Genomic DNA, 16,212 nt, shown 5'->3' with positions numbered 1-16,212 from the left:
CATGACATTGACCTTCGCCCCCTTCCTGCCGTGGATCGTGATCGCCATTCTGGCCGTCGCAGCACTTCTCCTTTCCTTCATCGGCCTGTGGCGCGGCGTGCGTGGCGCATGGCTGCGCGGGCTGGCGCTTGCTGCCCTGCTTGCCGCCATCGCCAATCCGCTCCTGACGCAGGAGGAGCGCGAACCGCTTTCCACCATCGTCCCCGTCATCGTCGACCGCTCGCAAAGCCAGGATGTGCAGGACCGGCCGCAGATGACGGACACGGCGCTCAATGCGCTGAAAGAACGGCTGTCCCGTTTCCCGCGTATCGAGCCGCGCATCGTTGAAGTGCGCGATAATGGTGAGAGCGATTCACCCTCGACCCAGCTTTTCTCGGCCTTGTCCTCCGCCGTTTCGGATGTCTCGCCTTCCCGCGTCGGCGGTGCGATCTTCCTCAGCGACGGCCAGATACATGATATTCCGAATGCGCAGCCCAATGCCGAACAGGCGCTCGGCTTCCGCGCACCCGTGCATGGCCTGATCACCGGCAAGGCTGATGAGTTCGACCGCCGCATCGAAATCGTTCGCGCCCCGCGCTTCGGTATTGTCAACGAGGAACAGCAACTGACGCTGCGGGTCTTCGATGATGGACGCCCGGCAGGCGGCGGTGCGGCTGAGGTGACGGTGAAGATGAATGGCGAAGAAATCGCCACGCTGCAGGCCACCCCCGGCCAACCGACGCCGTTCAATTTCAAGGTCCCACGCGGCGGCAACAATGTCATGGAATTTTCCGTTGCGGAAATCCCGGGCGAAGTGACTGTTGCCAATAATCGTGCCGTTCATCTGATCGAAGGCATCCGCCAGAACCTGCGCGTGCTGCTCGTCTCCGGTGAACCGCACGCCGGCGAACGGGCATGGCGTAACCTCCTGAAATCCGATGCTTCGGTCGATCTGGTGCATTTCACCATTTTGCGTCCGCCGGAAAAGCAGGACGGCACGCCGATCAACGAACTCTCGCTGATCGCCTTCCCCACCCGCGAACTGTTCGTCGAGAAGATCAATGATTTCGATCTCATCATCTTCGACCGCTACCAGCATCGCGGCGTGCTGCCGATCCTCTATTACGATTACATCGCCCAATATGTCGAAAAAGGCGGCGCGCTCCTGATCGCCGCCGGGCCGGAGCATGCCGGTCAGGATTCAATCGCCATGACCCCGCTCGCCTCCGTGCTGCCGGCGCAGCCGACAGGTCAGGTGCATCAGGCCGCCTTCTACCCGCGCCTTTCGGAAGCGGGCAAGAAGCACCCTGTCACCCGCGGGCTGGAAGGTTCGGGCAACGAGCCGCCGCAATGGGGCCGCTGGTTCCGCACCATCAGCGTCGACCCGCCGCAGGGCCAGACCGTGATGCTGGGCGATGGACAGGACCCGCTGCTGGTGCTCAACCGTCAGGGCGAAGGCCGCGTCGCCATGCTGCTGTCGGATCAGGGTTGGCTCTGGGCGCGTGGTTATGAGGGCGGCGGTCCGCATGTGGCGCTTTACCGCCGCATCGCACACTGGCTGATGAAGGAACCGGAACTCGAGGAAGAGGCGCTGACGGCACGCGCCAACGGCCGCACCCTTCAGATTACCCGTCAGACCATCGGCGACGATCCCGGTCAGGCCAGCGTGCGTTTCCCCTCCGGCAAGACGGAGAACATGGCTTTCACCAGCAGCGAGCCCGGTCTCTACAGGATCGAGCGCCGCATGGATGAAACCGGCCTGTTCGAAATCAAGAACGGCGATTTCACCACCCTCGTGCATGTTGGCGCGGTGGACGCACCCGAATTCAAGGCAATGATTTCAACCACCGAAACGCTGAAACCGCTGGCCGATGCCACGAGGGGCAGCGTGCATCGTGTGGCCGATAATTCCGGCCGTATCGCTTTGCCGGATATTTTGCCGGTTCGCGGCGATATCAGGGTTGCCGATGAGGATCGCATGCTGATACGCATGACCGACGAGACGGTGCTGAAAGGCGTGAACACCCTGCCGCTCTTTGCCGGTTTTGCCGGGCTCGGCGCCCTGCTCCTTGCCTTCTCCGCGCTCTGGTGGCGTGAGGGCCGGTAAAGACTGCGGCCCGACGGCAGCGTCGGGTTTTCCGTCTCCAGCGTGAAACCGAAAGCGGTCGCCATCCGGCGTCTGGAGAACAGGCATGAATTTCATTTTGAGCGATGTTGCCGACGCGGAAGTCGAAAAAGCCATTCGCGAGCCGTTGGTGGCCTACAACATCGCCCGCTTCGGCGAGAGCGACAAACGCGAGCTCAACATCACTATCCGCGATGAAGACAATACCATCACCGGCGGGCTGGTTGGCCACACCGCCCGAGGCTGGCTTTACGTGCAGCTTCTTTTCGTGCCGGAGACAATGCGAGGACAAGGCACGGCCTCGAAACTTCTGGCCATGGCCGAAGACGAGGCAAGAAAGCGCGGCTGCGTCGGCGCCTATATCGACACGATGAACCCGGATGCGCTCAGAACCTATGAACGCTACGGCTTCACCAAGATCGGCACGCTCGGGCCGCTTTCCAGCGGCCAGTCGATCACCTGGCTGGAGAAGCGGTTTTAGTCTCTAGGCGGCGATTCCCGCCAGATTACTCTCATCCGTTCGGCCCATGGCAGCGCGGATCTGCTGGCGAAGCCACACGGAGCCGGCATCCGCATCGGTCTGCAAGGTCCAGACCATGGCGACGGGCGGGAAATTCAACGTCACCGGCACCGGGCTTGTTTCGAGCCCCAGCATCGGAGCGTAACGCTGCGCGATGCGCGAGGAGACCGTCGCAAGCACGGCTGATGAACGCGCCGTGGCCAGCACCGAGAGAAAATCCGGCGCAGCGGCAACGACGTCGATCTCCAATCCGCTCAATTCCAACGCGTCCTTGATGCAGCCATGCAGACTGTCTGTCTGCGATATCACCGCGTGTTTGGCTGACACATAGTCGTCCAGTCCAACGGGATTGGGCAGATCAAGCAAAGCCGGGTTGAAGCAGCAAAGCACGCTGGAGGAATAAAGCGGCTCGCAATGGTGCCGCTGTTCCTTGGAATAGGTGCATCCGACAGCCATGTCGATCACGCCTGTATCCAGCATCGCGGTAATTTCCTGCTCCTGCCCGCTGCGGGCCAGAATGCGAATACCGGGCGCGATCTCCCGCAGCCGCGCCGTCAGATCCGGCAAAAGCAACAGCTCCACCTCGCTCGACATGCCCAGCCGGAACGTGCGGCGCTCCGTCGCCGGATCGAAGACATCCGCCGTCAAAACCGCCGCCTGCGCCTGTCTCAGCGCCTGCCGCACCGGTCCCGCCAGCTTGAGCGCCCGCGCCGTTGGCTTCATTTCCTGCCCCACGCGAATGAAAAGCTCGTCCTGAAACAGGGTACGCAGCGTCGAGATATTATGGCTCATCGCCGGCTGCTGGATTTTCAACCGGCGCGCGGCGCGCGTCACGTTCATCTCTTCCATCATCGCATCGAAAGCAATGAGAAGATTGAGGTCGAAGGAACGGAGATTGAAATGATCGATAGTTTGCATAAGTCATATCGATTTGATTGCTGGCTTCCCTACACTTAGCTGGAGTGCGGAAAGTTTCAAGACGTTCCCTAACTCAGGAGCCTTTAATGCCATCACGCCGCTCACTTCTCAAAGGCGCCGCCAGCGCCCTCTTTGCAGCCCCTTTCATTGCGCCTTCACTCGCCTTCGCCAAAGCGCCGCTCGCTGCCACACAGGCACCCGGCTTCTACAGGCTGATGGTCGGCAAGGTAGAAGTCACCGCCCTTTCGGATGGCGTCGTCGCGCTGCCGCTTGCAAAACTCTACACCAACACTACACCGGAACACGCATCCAAGGTGCTGAAGGATGCCTTCCTACCGGACGAGACGCCGACCTCCGTCAATGCGTTTCTGGTCAATACCGGCGACAGGCTGGTCCTGATCGATGCCGGCACCGGCACCTATCTCGGCGCGAGCCTTGGCAAGCTCGTCGCCAATATCGAAGCCTCGGGCTACAAGGCCGGTGAAATCGACGACATCATCCTCACACACATCCATACCGACCATTCCGGCGGACTGTCGGCGAATGGCAAACGCGTCTTTGCCAACGCGACCCTGCACGTCAACAAGCGCGAAGCCGCTTTCTGGCTGGACGAGGAAAAAGCGAAAGCAGCGCCCGAAGCGATGAAAAAATATTATGCCGAAGCAAGAGAGAGCATCCAGCCCTATATAGATGCCGGCAAATTTAAGACCTTTAGCGATAACGGCGCGCCGGTTCCCGGTCTTGGGTCGATCCTCTATGCCGGCCACACACCAGGCCACAGCGCGGTCGTTCTGGAAAGCGAAGGCCAGAAAATCGTCTTCTGGGGCGATATCACCCATGGCGATATCCTCCAGTTCGATGAACCCGATGTAGCGATCGAGTTCGACGTTGACCAGAAGGCAGCGGTCGTCGCTCGAGATCTGGCGTTTAAACAAGCGGTAGAAGGCAAGTATCTGGTGGCAGGCGCTCACATCGCCTTCCCCGGCATCGGCCACGTGCGCAGCGACAGCACCAATTATGATTGGCTGCCGGTCAATTACGCGGCGCTATAACAAGAAGAAGATGTGGCCCGATTCTGAAAGATCGGGCCATCGCCTTGGGTCGCGACTTCAGGTCAGCGCCACCCGCCGTGTTTCCGCATTGATCATGGTCGCCGCAATGGCGGCCAGCACCAGCAGCCCGGCAAAGATGCCGACCGCGACGCCAAAACCCTGCGCAATGGCATAACCGAGCAGAGACGGCGCCAGCAGGCCGCCAAGTCGTGCCATGGCGCCCGCCGCCCCCATGCCGGTTGCCCGTGATTCGGTCGGGTAAAGCTCTGGCGTAAAGGCGTAAAGCGCCCCCCAGGTGCCGAGAAGGGCAAAACTCATGATCAACAGCGAAGCCGCAATCATGACGCCCCCGGCCGCGAGCGTGAACAGCAAGCAACCGAGCGCAGACAGCAGGCAAAAGCCGATCAGCGTCGGCTTGCGGCCCCATTTTTCAACGCCATAGGCGGCAAGCGCATAACCGGGGATCTGCGCCAGCGCCACCAGCACGAGAAAACCATAACCGCGCACAAAACCGAAACCATCACCCGCCAGTTTCGCCGGCATCCAGGTGAAGACGCCGTAATAGGAAACGGAAACGAGGAACCAGATGGCGAGGATCATGAGGCTGCGCTGGCGCAAAGCAGGAGAAAAAATCCCCTGTCCCTTCGCGGCCTCGGGCTGGAAAAGCCCGGTTCCGGCATCGAGCGGCGCGCGGCCATTCGTGACCAGCATGCGGTTAACGACGGCCTTGGCTTCCTCCAATCGCCCTGTGCGCAGCAGGTAAAGCGGCGATTCCGGCACCAGAAAGCGTAAGCCCAGACCCAGAACGGCCGGAAATGCCGTCACGGCAAAAATGTAACGCCAGGCATCGGCCACACCGACAAGGCTGGCGCCCCAGGCCGCGAGCGCCACGATCAATGTCCCGACAGCCCAGAAACCTTCCAGAAACACCAGCCAGCGTCCCCTGTTCTTGGCTGGCAGGAACTCGGCCATCATCGCATAATCCACCGGCAGCGTGCCGCCCACGGCGGCCCCGGTGAGAAAACGCAGGACGAGCAGAATAGTGAAATCAGGCGCGAACACCGAAAGCACGCCGAACAGGGCGTCACAGGCGACGGTGACGATCAGCACACGGCGACGGCCATATCTGTCCGCCAGCCGACCGAAGCCGGCAGCGCCTATAAGCATGCCGAAAAAGAACGCCGTCCCGGTTTGCAGCGCCTGCGGCACCGTCAGGCCGAAGGTTGCCGCAATCGAGGCGGCAGTGAAGCCGACAGCCAAAACCTGCATGGCATCCGCCGCCCAGACGAGGCCGAAAATGCCCATCAGCCGCCGTTGATAGGCGCCTGCGCCCGCGCGCTCCAGCGCATCATTCATGGTGATTGCCGTCATGCCCGCCCCCTTGCAGAAATCGACTTTCCCTAGCTATCGCATGAGGGAAGGAAACGGAATTGAATTCTGTGGAGGGAGACGCGTTGTTTCGAAACAGGCCAGCGGAAGAAGATCTTACCACACAAGGAGATGTGCACGGCAGTCTCGATGTTTGCCATAGCGCGCAACGCCCCTTCCGTCATGCCGGACTTGATCCGGCATCCAGTCACGGCGCGTCTGCGCCGTGGGAACAGTCCTTTCAGCCCAAAGACTTGCTCTGGCTGGATTCCGGCTCAAGGCCGGAATGGCGCGGTGTTACGCTGCGCTAAAAAGCACAAAGCCCCTTCGGAAACCCTCAACCGTAAACCCTGAGCGGCTCCTCAAAACCCTCATCTTCAGCCGCTGCAGCCGGCATCACGGCCTCGCATTTGCGCCAGCCGATCTTGCCTTTCAGCCGCTGGTGCACATCATCACCCAGCGGCACGACCAGAACCCGGTTCGGATCGACAGGACCCGGAAAATCAAGCGCCGCATAAGCGACCTTCTCGAAACCGAGCGGCATGTAATAGGGTGGATCGCCAATCAGGATCACAGCTTCGGAGCCCTTCCGCCTTGCCGCCGCAATAGCGATCCGGACGAGCTCCCGACCGATGCCCTTGTTCTTGTGCGAAGGCCGAACGGCAAGGGGCCCGAGCATATGGCCCTTCACGCCACCGGCCAGAACCGGCGTCATGCGCACCGAGGCAATCGTTTCGCCATCATCGGCGCAGACGAAGGACAGCGACCGGTCATGGGGCCCCTGCTCGCGAATGCGCGCTGCCGCACGGGTGTGCCGGCCGGGACCAAAAGCTTCTTCGTTGATGACGTCGATGATGGCGTCGTGCGACGCGTCCTCGGTGAGGTAGACAAGATCGTGCTTGGACATGAAGAGACCGAAACTTCCAGAATGCGGATGCGACAATAGATGACGGCTGCGCCGGTTAGGGCGTTCAGGAGCGTCAGCGTCGTCGGAGCATCCGTGGTTCGATCATAATCAAAAATTTCCTCAGATTTGTGAAAATCGCAATTATCAGGAAAATAACGACCCGTCCAGAACAAAACGCTGCGCGATGCCATTCCCGTTATGCGAGACGGAAACGCATTGTTCAATGCCTTGTGGGTTCGCGGCCGCCCGTGAACCGGGTAGGATCGGCCCCAAGAAAACAATCAAGGAGATCATCATGGGCATGCTCGTGGAAGGCGTATGGAAAGACGTCTGGTACGACACCAAGGAAACCAAGGGGCACTTTAAGCGCAGCGCCTCGCAATTCCGCAACTGGGTGACAGCGGACGGCGCGCCTGGCCCTTCCGGAGAAGGCGGATTTGCGGCAGAGAAAGATCGTTACCACCTCTATGTATCGCTGGCCTGTCCCTGGGCGCACCGCACCCTGATTTTTCGCAAGCTGAAAAAGCTGAAAGACCTGATTTCCGTCTCCGTCGTCGATCCGTTGATGCTGGAGAACGGTTGGGAATTCCGGCCGGAAGGTGAGCGCACACCGGGCGCGACCGAAGACCATCTCTTCGGTTTCTCCAAATTGTGGCAGGTTTATACCAAGGCTGACCCGAAATATTCCGGACGCGTCACCGTGCCGGTCCTCTGGGACAAAAAGCGCGGCACCATCGTCTCCAACGAATCGGCGGAAATCATTCGCATGTTCAACGTGGCCTTCAACGGGCTCACCGGATCGGACGCGGATTATTATCCAGAGGCGCTGCGCGCCGAGATCGATGCGCTGAATGACGTCATCTATGACACCGTCAACAACGGCGTCTACAAGGCCGGTTTCGCCACGACACAGGATGCCTATCAGCAGAATGCCGTGAAGGTGTTTGAGACGCTGGATATGCTGGAAGATCGCCTGAAGGATAAAAGATTTCTGTTTGGCGCGGAGCAGACGGAAGCGGACTGGCGGCTCTTCACCACACTCGTCCGTTTCGACCCCGTCTATGTCGGCCATTTCAAGTGCAACATCCGCCGCATCCACGACTATCCACATCTGACGGCCTATCTGCGCGATCTTTATCAGACGCCGGGCGTGCCTGAGACGGTCGATATCCGGCACATCAAGGAACATTATTACCGCAGTCATCGCACCATCAACCCGACCGGTATCGTGCCTGTCGGTCCGGAGTTGGACCTGACATTGGCGCACGGCCGCGAGGCCCTGTCTTGAGGGATTAAAACGTCGCTACCAATGGTCGGCCGGCGCTTCTTCCCCGGCGAGTTCAGCGAGCCGGCGGCGGGTGGCCGGTGTTACTCCTTCCGGCAGCTCTGACAGATCGAAAAAGCCGCTCTCAACTATTTCGTGATCGGGCTTTTTCGGCTGTGTCTGGGTGACATCCAGCCGGTAAAGCGCGACATGGTCGCGATTGCTGCCTTCCAGATTGAGGTAGACGTGGAAAAGCTCGGGCTTGGAGGCTGCCTCGAGATTGCCTTCCTCGCGGATTTCCTTGTGAAGCGCCAAAAGCAGGGTCTCACCCCGCTCCACCCCACCACCCGGCAGGTACCAGCCGGGCAAGTAGGTATGCCGCACCAGAAAAATCCTGCCCCTTTCGTCATAGCAGGCAGCACGCACCCCCAGCGTTGCACCGCGCGTGAACAGAAAAACGAAATGCAGAAAGCGGATCAGCAGGCGTGTGTGGAACGGGCGGGCATCCCGCCGCATTGTTTCATCACTCACTCTGGTTTCTCCCCGTCGGCAGGCTTTTGTTGGACGTGCGGCATATCATAGGTTATCTCTCCCGCCATGTTCAAACTTGCGCATATTTCAGACGTCCATTTGGGGCCTTTGCCGAAACTCACTTTCCGGGAACTTGCATCGAAACGGATTACCGGTTTCGTCAACTGGCATCGCAACCGCCGCAAGCATCTCTTCACCGATACGCTGGAAAAGCTGCTCGACGATCTCGAGACTAAATCGCCGGATCATCTGGCTATCACCGGCGATCTCGTCAATCTTGCGACCGGCATCGAAATCCGCGCCGCCGCGGACTGGCTGGAGGAAGTGGGCGATCCAGAGAAAACCTCCGTCGTTCCCGGCAATCATGACGCCTATGTATCCGGTGCGCATGACAAGGCCATGCAGGCCTGGTACCCCTATGTCCGCGGCGATGGCGACCCCGCCGCGTGGGACGACGACCGCAAGATTTTCCCCTATATGCGCGTGCGCGGCCCCGTCGCGCTTATCGGCTGTTCCACCTCGATTGCCACGCCACCTTTCTCGGCCACCGGCTATTTCGGCAACCGGCAGGCGCGCGCTACGGCGGAACTGCTGAAGAAGGCGGGGGAGCAGGGGCTGTTCCGCGTGGTGATGATCCATCATCCGCCGATCCGCGGCGCCGCCGCCACCCACAAGCGTATGATCGGTATCCGCCGTTTCGCGGCCGCCCTCGGTATTGGCGGTGCGGAACTCGTGCTGCATGGTCATACGCATTTGAATACGGTTTATTGGCTGAATACGCATCACGGGGAAGACCACATTCCGGTCGTCGGCATCGCGTCTGCCAGCCAGGGGCCGGGTGGGGAAAAACCGCGCGCGGCCTATAATCTCTTTAACATTTCCGGGGGTTCCGGCACCTGGAACGTTACCTGCGAACGACATAGCCTCAATGAAGCGGCGACGGGTGTCTCGCTTGAGGATATCAGGGTATTTTACGAAAACGGGCGGCCGCTCGGGTTCTCGCGGCCGGCGGAGCAGAGCCCGGAGGATTGAGAGATAGGAGGTTGGGGCTACCACCCTCTGCCCTGCCGGGCATCTCCCCCCTTAACGGAGGAGATTGGCAAGAAGCGCCACCACAACCGCAATTGCAGACAGCAACATGGGCGAGACCGCACCGCGCGTCGATCTCCCCCTCGAGAGGGAGATGTCCGGCAGGACAGAGGGGGGATAGCCCCCACCCTCAACGCAAGCCTTACTTCGCCCGCTCTTCCAGCACCCGGTTCGCCGCAGAAACAATCGCTTCGAGCGACGCCGCCACGATATTCGTATTCACCCCGGCCCCGAACAGCTTACCGCCTGGATGCTCCATCTCGACATAAGCGATGGCCGACGCATTCGAGCCGTGCTGCAATGAATGCTCAGAATAATCATTCACTGAGAGATCGATGCCGAGATAAACCGACAGCGCATTGATGAAGCCATCGATCGGGCCTGTGCCCTTGCCCTCGATACGCTTCACCTCACCATTATCGGTGATTTCGGCGGCAACAATCCGCACGCCCTTGAAATCGCCGGCCGGATAGGTGTGGTGATCGACGAACTTGAGGCGTGCATTCGGCTGCGTCACGTAGCGTTCGATAAAGCGCTCATAGATGCGCTTGGCCGGCAGCTCGACACCCTCTTCGTCGGTGATGCGCTGAATATCCTCGCGGAACTCCACCTGCAGGTTGCGCGGCAGGTTGATGCCGTAATCCTGCTGGAGGATATAGGCGATGCCACCCTTGCCGGATTGCGAATTGATGCGGATGATCGCTTCGTAGGAACGTCCTACATCCTTCGGGTCGATCGGCAGATAGGGCACTTCCCACACCGGGTGGTTGGCAACCTTGATCGCCTTCATGCCCTTGTTGATCGCATCCTGATGCGAGCCGGAAAAGGCCGTATAGACCAGTTCGCCGACGTAAGGATGGCGCTCCGGGATCGTCATCTCGTTGGAATATTCGTAGACCGCCTTGATGCGCTCGATATCACGGCAATCCAGTTCGGGATCGACACCCTGCGTATACATGTTCAGCGCCAGCGTCACGACGTCGACGTTACCCGTGCGCTCGCCATTACCGAACAGCGTGCCTTCGACGCGGTCAGCACCCGCCATCAGGCCCAGCTCCGTCGCCGCGATGCCCGTGCCACGGTCATTGTGCGGATGCAGCGAAATAATGACGTTTTCGCGGTTGTCGATGTTGCGGCACATCCATTCGATCTGGTCGGCATAGATGTTCGGCGTCGCCATTTCCACCGTCGACGGCAGGTTCAGGATCAGCTTGTTGTCCGCCGTCGGCTTCACCACCTCGACCACGGCGTTGCAGATTTCCAGCGCCACTTCCAGCTCCGTGCCGGTGAAGCTCTCGGGCGAATATTCGAAGCGGTAACCGCCGCCGGCCTTTGCCGCCATGTCGGTGATCATCTTGGCCGCATCGACGGCGATCTGCTTGATGCCGTGCACATCCTTACCGAACACCACGCGACGCTGCAATTCCGACGTGGAATTGTAGAAATGGATAATAGGCTGGTTGGCGCCTTCCAGCGCTTCGAACGTGCGGGTGATCAGTTCCGGCCGGCACTGTACCAGCACCTGCAGGGAAACGTCGTCAGGCACATTGCCCTCTTCCACGCACCAGCGGGCAAAATCGAAATCTGTCTGCGAGGCGGAAGGGAAACCAATCTCGATTTCCTTGAAGCCCATTTCCAAGAGCAGCTTGAACATGCGGGCCTTGCGATCATGACCCATGGGATTGACCAGCGACTGGTTTCCGTCGCGCAAGTCGACAGAACACCAGATCGGCGCCTTGGTGATGGTCTTTGAAGGCCAGGTACGATCGGGGATATTGATGGTGGGATAAGGGCGATACTTCACGCTCGCGTCGGTCATGCCCTTTGAAATCGTGGTGGTCTTGGCGTCCATGTCGCTTCCTCCTTGCGCCATCCGCGGGCTTCTTCAAGCCATCGGCGAGTGCGCGGCCCTTGGGGGCCTAAATCCAGTATAAAATGAGATTTCGAGATGAGGAGCGTTTGCACCAGCGGGCTTTCGGCCGCCGGGCGCTCCTCACTGGACCCGGCAACCGCGTGTAAGGTCGAGGCTAAGAAGCGAGAGTGCACCGCACGGCGAGGCCGTCGCAGAAATCTGCGCGCTCATGCCGGAAATTGTTGCGATGCTGTTGCTCATGGCGATGTGTATAAACAGCGGCTGGCGGTCTGACAAGTGATCTTGTGCGGTGCAGGCTTATTTTCCGCCCCTGCCGATTTCCAACCTTTCTGCAATCCAATTAGCCATCAGGGACTGACGCGTCACGCCAAGGCGTGCGGCCTCCGCATCCACTCTGCGCAAGACCTTTTCAGGAAGATCTATATCGACATGCACCATTTCCAACCCGGGGCGGCGAGCCTTCGACCAATCGATATAGCCGTCCAAATCTTCGCCATCGTCGAATTTCTTGTCAAAATCTTCAGCGCTGATGGTCTTCATAACGCTGTTTCTCCTTGTCTCTGGAACGCCTGACGGAAATGACCCGCAACCGGTCATTTCTATAGGTGTAGACCGCGCTCCAGCACTTGCCTCGCAATTGCGCGATCATAATATACCGCTCTTCCGATGTGGTTTCGAGAGGAACGACAAGTCTTTTCTCGTCCAGCCAAAGCGCCCTTGCTTCGGTGAAATCTATTCCATGCTTGTCTTTGTTACTTTCACTTTTGGCAGGGTCTAATTCGAAATCCATAAATAATATTTCTTTAAAACAATAAGCATCCTATTTAACCACGCTTCACCACTCGCTGCAACGCCATCATCAACCCGCCACCGATCAGCCCCCCAAAGGCCCCGGAAACGCCGCCAAAAGAAAGGCCGGAGGCGGTGATGAGGAAGGTGATGGCCGCCGCCTCGCGGGTTTCCGGCTCCTTGAAAGCGGCGACCGCCGAGCCGGAAAAGGCGCCGACCAGCGCCAGCCCAGCCACCGCCTGAATGAGGATGGGCGGCGCGAGCGCGACGAAGGCTGTCACCACACCCGCCAGCAACCCGAAGACGATATATCCAACGCCGCCGATGATCGCCGCCCAGTAGCGGCGTTTCGGATCGGGATGGGCATCTTCCCCGGCGCACATGGCCGCCGTGATGGCGGCCAGGTTGACCGCATGGCCCCCGAAAGGCGCCGACAGCAGCGAGAAGAAACCGGTTGCCGCGAAAAGCGGACCGGGCTGCGGGTCGTAATGATTGACCTTCAGGACGGCGATGCCCGGAATATTTTGCGAGGCCATCGTCACGATGAAGAGCGGCAGCGCGATGGAAACGATGGCGTGGAGGCTGAAGACCGGCGTCACCCATTCCATCGGCGGCGTCAGCGACTGTGCGACGCTATCGAACGCGCCCGTGGGAATATCGACGCCGAAGATCATGACGAGCACGAAAGCAGCGAGCGCCGCGGGCACGGCAAACAGCCGTTTGAAAGCGCCGACGATGATCCAGGCCAGAATAATCGGCAAGCCGAGCGCGGGATTAAAACCGATCGCCTTGATCGGTGCAAAACACAGGCCAATGATGACACCCGACAACATGGCATTGGCAAGCGGCGCGGGGATGGAAGCGACCGCTTTTCCAAGCGGCCGGAACAGGCCGGCAATGATGATCAGGATCGCGCAGATGATAAAGCCGCCGACCGCAGCCGGAAATCCGCCCTCGATCACACCGGTCGTCGCCAGCAGCGCGGCCCCCGGCGTCGACCACGCGATGCTGATGGGAAGCCGTGTCGCGGCGGAGAGGACGATAGCACAAATCCCCATCGCCACCGAAAGCGCCATCAGCCCGGACGCAGCTTCGAAATCGGTTGCGCCGACCGCTTTCAAGCCCTGCAGCACAACGGCGAAGGAACTGGCAAAACCGACAAAAGCGGTGAGGCAGCCCATGAACAGGCTCTGGACGGAAAAATCTTTCAGCATGGCGGTTCCTGGATCTTCTGTTTCTTCTGAAGATCAAAAAACCCATCCGCTGGCAAGATGCTCGACGGGCGAACAGGTACGCCCTCACCAGCGCAGCAGGCGCGGGCCCGCAATGGAACCGATGATGCCGGTCAGGAGAATGCCTAGCGAGTACCAGATCAGCACGAAAGCCATGCCGTTTTCGGTGCAGAACCACGAATAGACCCATGCACCGGCCGCGCCGGCGGCAACGCCCGCGACAAATCCCGCAAGCGTCGGGTCAGCGGGCGCCGAACGGCGCAGAACCGCGAAATTCGCGAGAAACACGGGAGACGCAAAACCAACGATCAAGAACGGGCAGTGCAGTGCGGATGAGCCGAGAATAAGGGTGCGATAGGTGCCCGGCACGGCAAAGCCCAGTTGCACAAGCGCAGTCACCGCCATGGCAACAAAAATCAGCGTATGCCAAACAAACACGTAACCCCGTTCGCCATCGGGCCGCGAAAGGCGAATGACGGCGAAAAACGCGGTCAGTGCCAGCAGGGCGTTATAGGCCGATTTAACCCAGAAACCCGGCTCGGTCACGGCGTCGTTCATGTCGCGGCGAGGGCCGAGAATGGCAAGCATCAGCACGAGCGAAACGCCAAGCGCCGACAGGGCCGCGATTGCAAACCGGCGCTTGAGCGCAAAAGCCGGGACGGGCTTAAGATTGCTTACCAGTTTCTCGATGATGTCTTCCGTCTTCCTCACCTGTCCCCCCGCAATTTTGCCGCCAGGACTTTCAGCGTTCTGTGAATGCCAACCCTTGCCGCAAGCTCCGTCTGGCCGGATTTCGCCGCCGCTTCGGCAATTGACTGACCTTCGATTTTCACCCGTCGAATGAGATCGCGTTGCCGCTCCGGTAACGCGTCCAGCAGCCTCTCCACATCCATGCGAGCCGTGACAGCGTCAACGGAGGACTCGGCTTCAAGCGCCTCATCGAGTTCGACCTCTGTAAGCGCCCGCGCGCCCCTGCCACGATAGTGGTCGATGAGCTTGTAGCGCGCTATCGAGAAAAACCACGCCGTGAATGGTCTTTCACGGTCATAGGTCGCCCGCTTGGCGTGAAGCGACAACAAAGTCTCCTGAACAAGATCTTCGACATCCGCTCTGGAGGCGGCGGCCATGCGTCGCCCGTAATAGGCGACCAGCAGTCGTCTCAACGCGTGCAACAAATGCCTGTAGGCGCCTTCGTCCCCATCAAGAGAACGCAGCATCAGCAATTTGAGTGTCTCTTCCGAAGGGCTGCCTGTCATCGTCACTATGGGGTTATTCGGCATCGGCAAACTATTGTTACATAATGGCTTGAAAAAAATCTCGCCCGAACTTGCCGTCACAAGCGCGTGAAGATGTAACGAGCAGCCGGTCCTGTCCGAATGGATGATCGTGAACCGCGGCGCGTTGCCGGCGGACATTCAACGACTTCAAGAGGAGATCCTTCATGACCCGCACCCTGATCGCCATTGCTGCCACTTCCATGCTCTCCGCGCTGTCCTTCGCAGGCAGCGTCCATGCCGACGGCATGAAGACCGGCGGGATGACAAAAGACGCCATGCATGGTGACACCATGAAAATGGAGACCATGAAAAAGGATGGGATGCCGATGACCAGCAAGAAGGACTGCATGCACAAGGCCGGCATGGAAATGAACAAGATGAAGAAAGCGGACATGATGAAGGCCTGTGACACGATGAAATGACACCAGCCTGAATGGAAAAAGCCCGCACCGATTCTCATCGGCACGGGCTTTTTTTTAACGGAAGTCAGAAGATCAGAGTTCCGACTGGCTCTCGACGATCTTGCCGACGAGGCCATAATCCTTGGCGTCTTCTGCGCTCAGCCAGTAATCGCGATCGATGTCCTTGGCGATCTTTTCTTCGCTCTGGCCGGTGGCCTTGGAGAAGATCTTGATCAGGCGCTGGTTCATCTTGATGATTTCGCGGGCCTGGATTTCGATATCGGATGCCATGCCACGCGTACCGCCGGAGGGTTGGTGCAGCAGGAAGCGGGTGTTCGGCAGGCAAAGGCGCCGTTCCTTCGGCACCGAAACATAGATCAGCGCGCCAGCGGAGGCGACCCAGCCCGTACCGATGATGTAAACCTTCGGCTTGATGAACTTGATCATGTCGTGGATGGAATCACCCGATTCGACATGACCGCCCGGCGAATTGACGTAAACGCGAATGTCGTCGTCGCTGGCGGCGGCAAGGGCCACGAGCTGCGTGCAGACCTTCTGCGCCAGTTCCTGCGTGATGCCACCATAGATGAAGATCGAACGCGACTTGAAAAGATTCGCTTCCGTTTCCTTGCCGATCGGCAGTTCCTTGCTCTTGTCGTCTTCGTCTTCGTTCATCAACGGCTCTCTCCAGCGTAATTCTTGCATGCCCTTCGGACATAGTGCGACTTGTTACGTAAGGCAATGAGCAAAAAAGACAAGGTTCGCGCCCGAACAATAAACAGCACCCCCGGCAGATGACGCATGGACAGCTCGTTCGTCTTCGCGATATCGTCGGCGTCTCATTGCAGTGCCGCACGCTGCGGGAACCCAAGATAGCAGATGGGCGG

At 59.5% G+C, this 16,212-nt stretch carries 17 protein-coding genes; 6 read left to right on the top strand and 11 right to left on the bottom strand.

The window, feature by feature from the left end:
* Position 1: 1 nt before the first annotated feature.
* Both AT6N2_RS13590 and AT6N2_RS13585 read left to right on the top strand, forming a co-directional pair.
* Complete coding sequence (locus AT6N2_RS13590; protein WP_209087426.1) at positions 2-2,086, top strand: hypothetical protein; 2,085 nt, start codon at positions 2-4, stop codon at positions 2,084-2,086.
* Between the two features lie 85 nt (positions 2,087-2,171).
* Positions 2,172-2,585: a GNAT family N-acetyltransferase gene (locus tag AT6N2_RS13585; RefSeq protein WP_209087424.1), complete on the top strand. Its 414-nt coding sequence runs from the start codon at positions 2,172-2,174 to the stop codon at positions 2,583-2,585.
* 3 nt (positions 2,586-2,588) lie between these two features.
* Here AT6N2_RS13585 and AT6N2_RS13580 read toward each other — a convergent pair whose 3' ends face one another.
* A complete protein-coding gene (locus AT6N2_RS13580; RefSeq protein WP_209087422.1) occupies positions 2,589-3,542 on the bottom strand; it encodes a LysR substrate-binding domain-containing protein in 954 nt (317 codons plus the stop codon).
* An 86-nt stretch (positions 3,543-3,628) separates the two neighbouring features.
* Here AT6N2_RS13580 and AT6N2_RS13575 point away from each other — a divergent pair, with 86 nt between their 5' ends.
* Positions 3,629-4,594, top strand: a complete 966-nt coding sequence (locus AT6N2_RS13575) for an MBL fold metallo-hydrolase (protein WP_209087420.1) — start codon at positions 3,629-3,631, stop codon at positions 4,592-4,594.
* A 57-nt stretch (positions 4,595-4,651) separates the two neighbouring features.
* On the opposite strand, the gene AT6N2_RS13570 is transcribed toward AT6N2_RS13575, so the two are convergent.
* Both AT6N2_RS13570 and AT6N2_RS13565 read right to left on the bottom strand, forming a co-directional pair.
* Positions 4,652-5,965: an MFS transporter gene (locus AT6N2_RS13570; RefSeq protein ID WP_209087418.1), complete on the bottom strand. Its 1,314-nt coding sequence runs from the start codon at positions 5,963-5,965 to the stop codon at positions 4,652-4,654.
* A 334-nt stretch (positions 5,966-6,299) separates the two neighbouring features.
* The gene (locus AT6N2_RS13565) at positions 6,300-6,869 is read right to left on the bottom strand and encodes a GNAT family N-acetyltransferase (protein WP_144577205.1); all 570 of its coding nucleotides are present in this window, start codon (positions 6,867-6,869) and stop codon (positions 6,300-6,302) included.
* A 295-nt stretch (positions 6,870-7,164) separates the two neighbouring features.
* Between AT6N2_RS13565 and AT6N2_RS13560 the strand changes: the two genes are divergently transcribed.
* Positions 7,165-8,157 carry a glutathione S-transferase family protein gene (locus tag AT6N2_RS13560; protein ID WP_209087416.1) on the top strand — a complete coding sequence of 331 codons (993 nt, stop codon included), beginning with the start codon at positions 7,165-7,167 and terminating at the stop codon, positions 8,155-8,157.
* A 15-nt stretch (positions 8,158-8,172) separates the two neighbouring features.
* On the opposite strand, the gene AT6N2_RS13555 is transcribed toward AT6N2_RS13560, so the two are convergent.
* Positions 8,173-8,649: an NUDIX domain-containing protein gene (locus tag AT6N2_RS13555; protein WP_425292742.1), complete on the bottom strand. Its 477-nt coding sequence runs from the start codon at positions 8,647-8,649 to the stop codon at positions 8,173-8,175.
* Positions 8,650-8,730: 81 nt separating this feature from the next.
* On the opposite strand from AT6N2_RS13555, the gene AT6N2_RS13550 reads away from it, so the two are divergent.
* Positions 8,731-9,696, top strand: a complete 966-nt coding sequence (locus tag AT6N2_RS13550) for a metallophosphoesterase family protein (RefSeq protein ID WP_209087412.1) — start codon at positions 8,731-8,733, stop codon at positions 9,694-9,696.
* Positions 9,697-9,895: 199 nt separating this feature from the next.
* Here the strand turns inward: AT6N2_RS13550 and leuA are convergent, their stop codons facing one another.
* The 6 genes from leuA to AT6N2_RS13520 form a co-directional block, all read right to left on the bottom strand.
* Positions 9,896-11,605, bottom strand: a complete 1,710-nt coding sequence (leuA, locus tag AT6N2_RS13545; protein WP_063950708.1) for a 2-isopropylmalate synthase — start codon at positions 11,603-11,605, stop codon at positions 9,896-9,898.
* Positions 11,606-11,923: 318 nt separating this feature from the next.
* Positions 11,924-12,166 (bottom strand): type II toxin-antitoxin system BrnA family antitoxin, encoded by a 243-nt coding sequence (gene brnA / locus AT6N2_RS13540; protein WP_209087410.1) that lies wholly within the window; start codon positions 12,164-12,166, stop codon positions 11,924-11,926.
* On the bottom strand, positions 12,147-12,416 hold the full coding sequence (locus AT6N2_RS13535; protein ID WP_209087408.1) for a BrnT family toxin: 270 nt from the start codon (positions 12,414-12,416) through the stop codon (positions 12,147-12,149). Before AT6N2_RS13535 ends, brnA begins: the two co-directional genes overlap by 20 nt.
* A 34-nt stretch (positions 12,417-12,450) precedes the next feature.
* Positions 12,451-13,629, bottom strand: a complete 1,179-nt coding sequence (locus AT6N2_RS13530; RefSeq protein ID WP_209087406.1) for a benzoate/H(+) symporter BenE family transporter — start codon at positions 13,627-13,629, stop codon at positions 12,451-12,453.
* Between the two features lie 84 nt (positions 13,630-13,713).
* Positions 13,714-14,358, bottom strand: a complete 645-nt coding sequence (locus AT6N2_RS13525) for an NrsF family protein (RefSeq protein WP_209087404.1) — start codon at positions 14,356-14,358, stop codon at positions 13,714-13,716.
* Positions 14,355-14,870: a sigma-70 family RNA polymerase sigma factor gene (locus tag AT6N2_RS13520; protein WP_233282506.1), complete on the bottom strand. Its 516-nt coding sequence runs from the start codon at positions 14,868-14,870 to the stop codon at positions 14,355-14,357. The genes AT6N2_RS13525 and AT6N2_RS13520 overlap by 4 nt, the downstream gene beginning before the upstream one ends.
* 218 nt (positions 14,871-15,088) lie before the next feature.
* Between AT6N2_RS13520 and AT6N2_RS13515 the strand changes: the two genes are divergently transcribed.
* Positions 15,089-15,346: a pentapeptide MXKDX repeat protein gene (locus AT6N2_RS13515; RefSeq protein ID WP_209087402.1), complete on the top strand. Its 258-nt coding sequence runs from the start codon at positions 15,089-15,091 to the stop codon at positions 15,344-15,346.
* A gap of 72 nt (positions 15,347-15,418) precedes the next feature.
* On the opposite strand, the gene AT6N2_RS13510 is transcribed toward AT6N2_RS13515, so the two are convergent.
* Complete coding sequence (locus AT6N2_RS13510; RefSeq protein ID WP_063950712.1) at positions 15,419-16,000, bottom strand: ATP-dependent Clp protease proteolytic subunit; 582 nt, start codon at positions 15,998-16,000, stop codon at positions 15,419-15,421.
* Between the last annotated feature and the right edge of the window lie 212 nt (positions 16,001-16,212).

The sequence above is a fragment of the Agrobacterium tumefaciens genome (assembly GCF_017726655.1).
Classification (GTDB): domain Bacteria; phylum Pseudomonadota; class Alphaproteobacteria; order Rhizobiales; family Rhizobiaceae; genus Agrobacterium; species Agrobacterium tumefaciens_B.
Note: the sequence above shows the minus strand (reverse complement) of the source record. Positions and strands in the feature narration are given on the sequence as shown.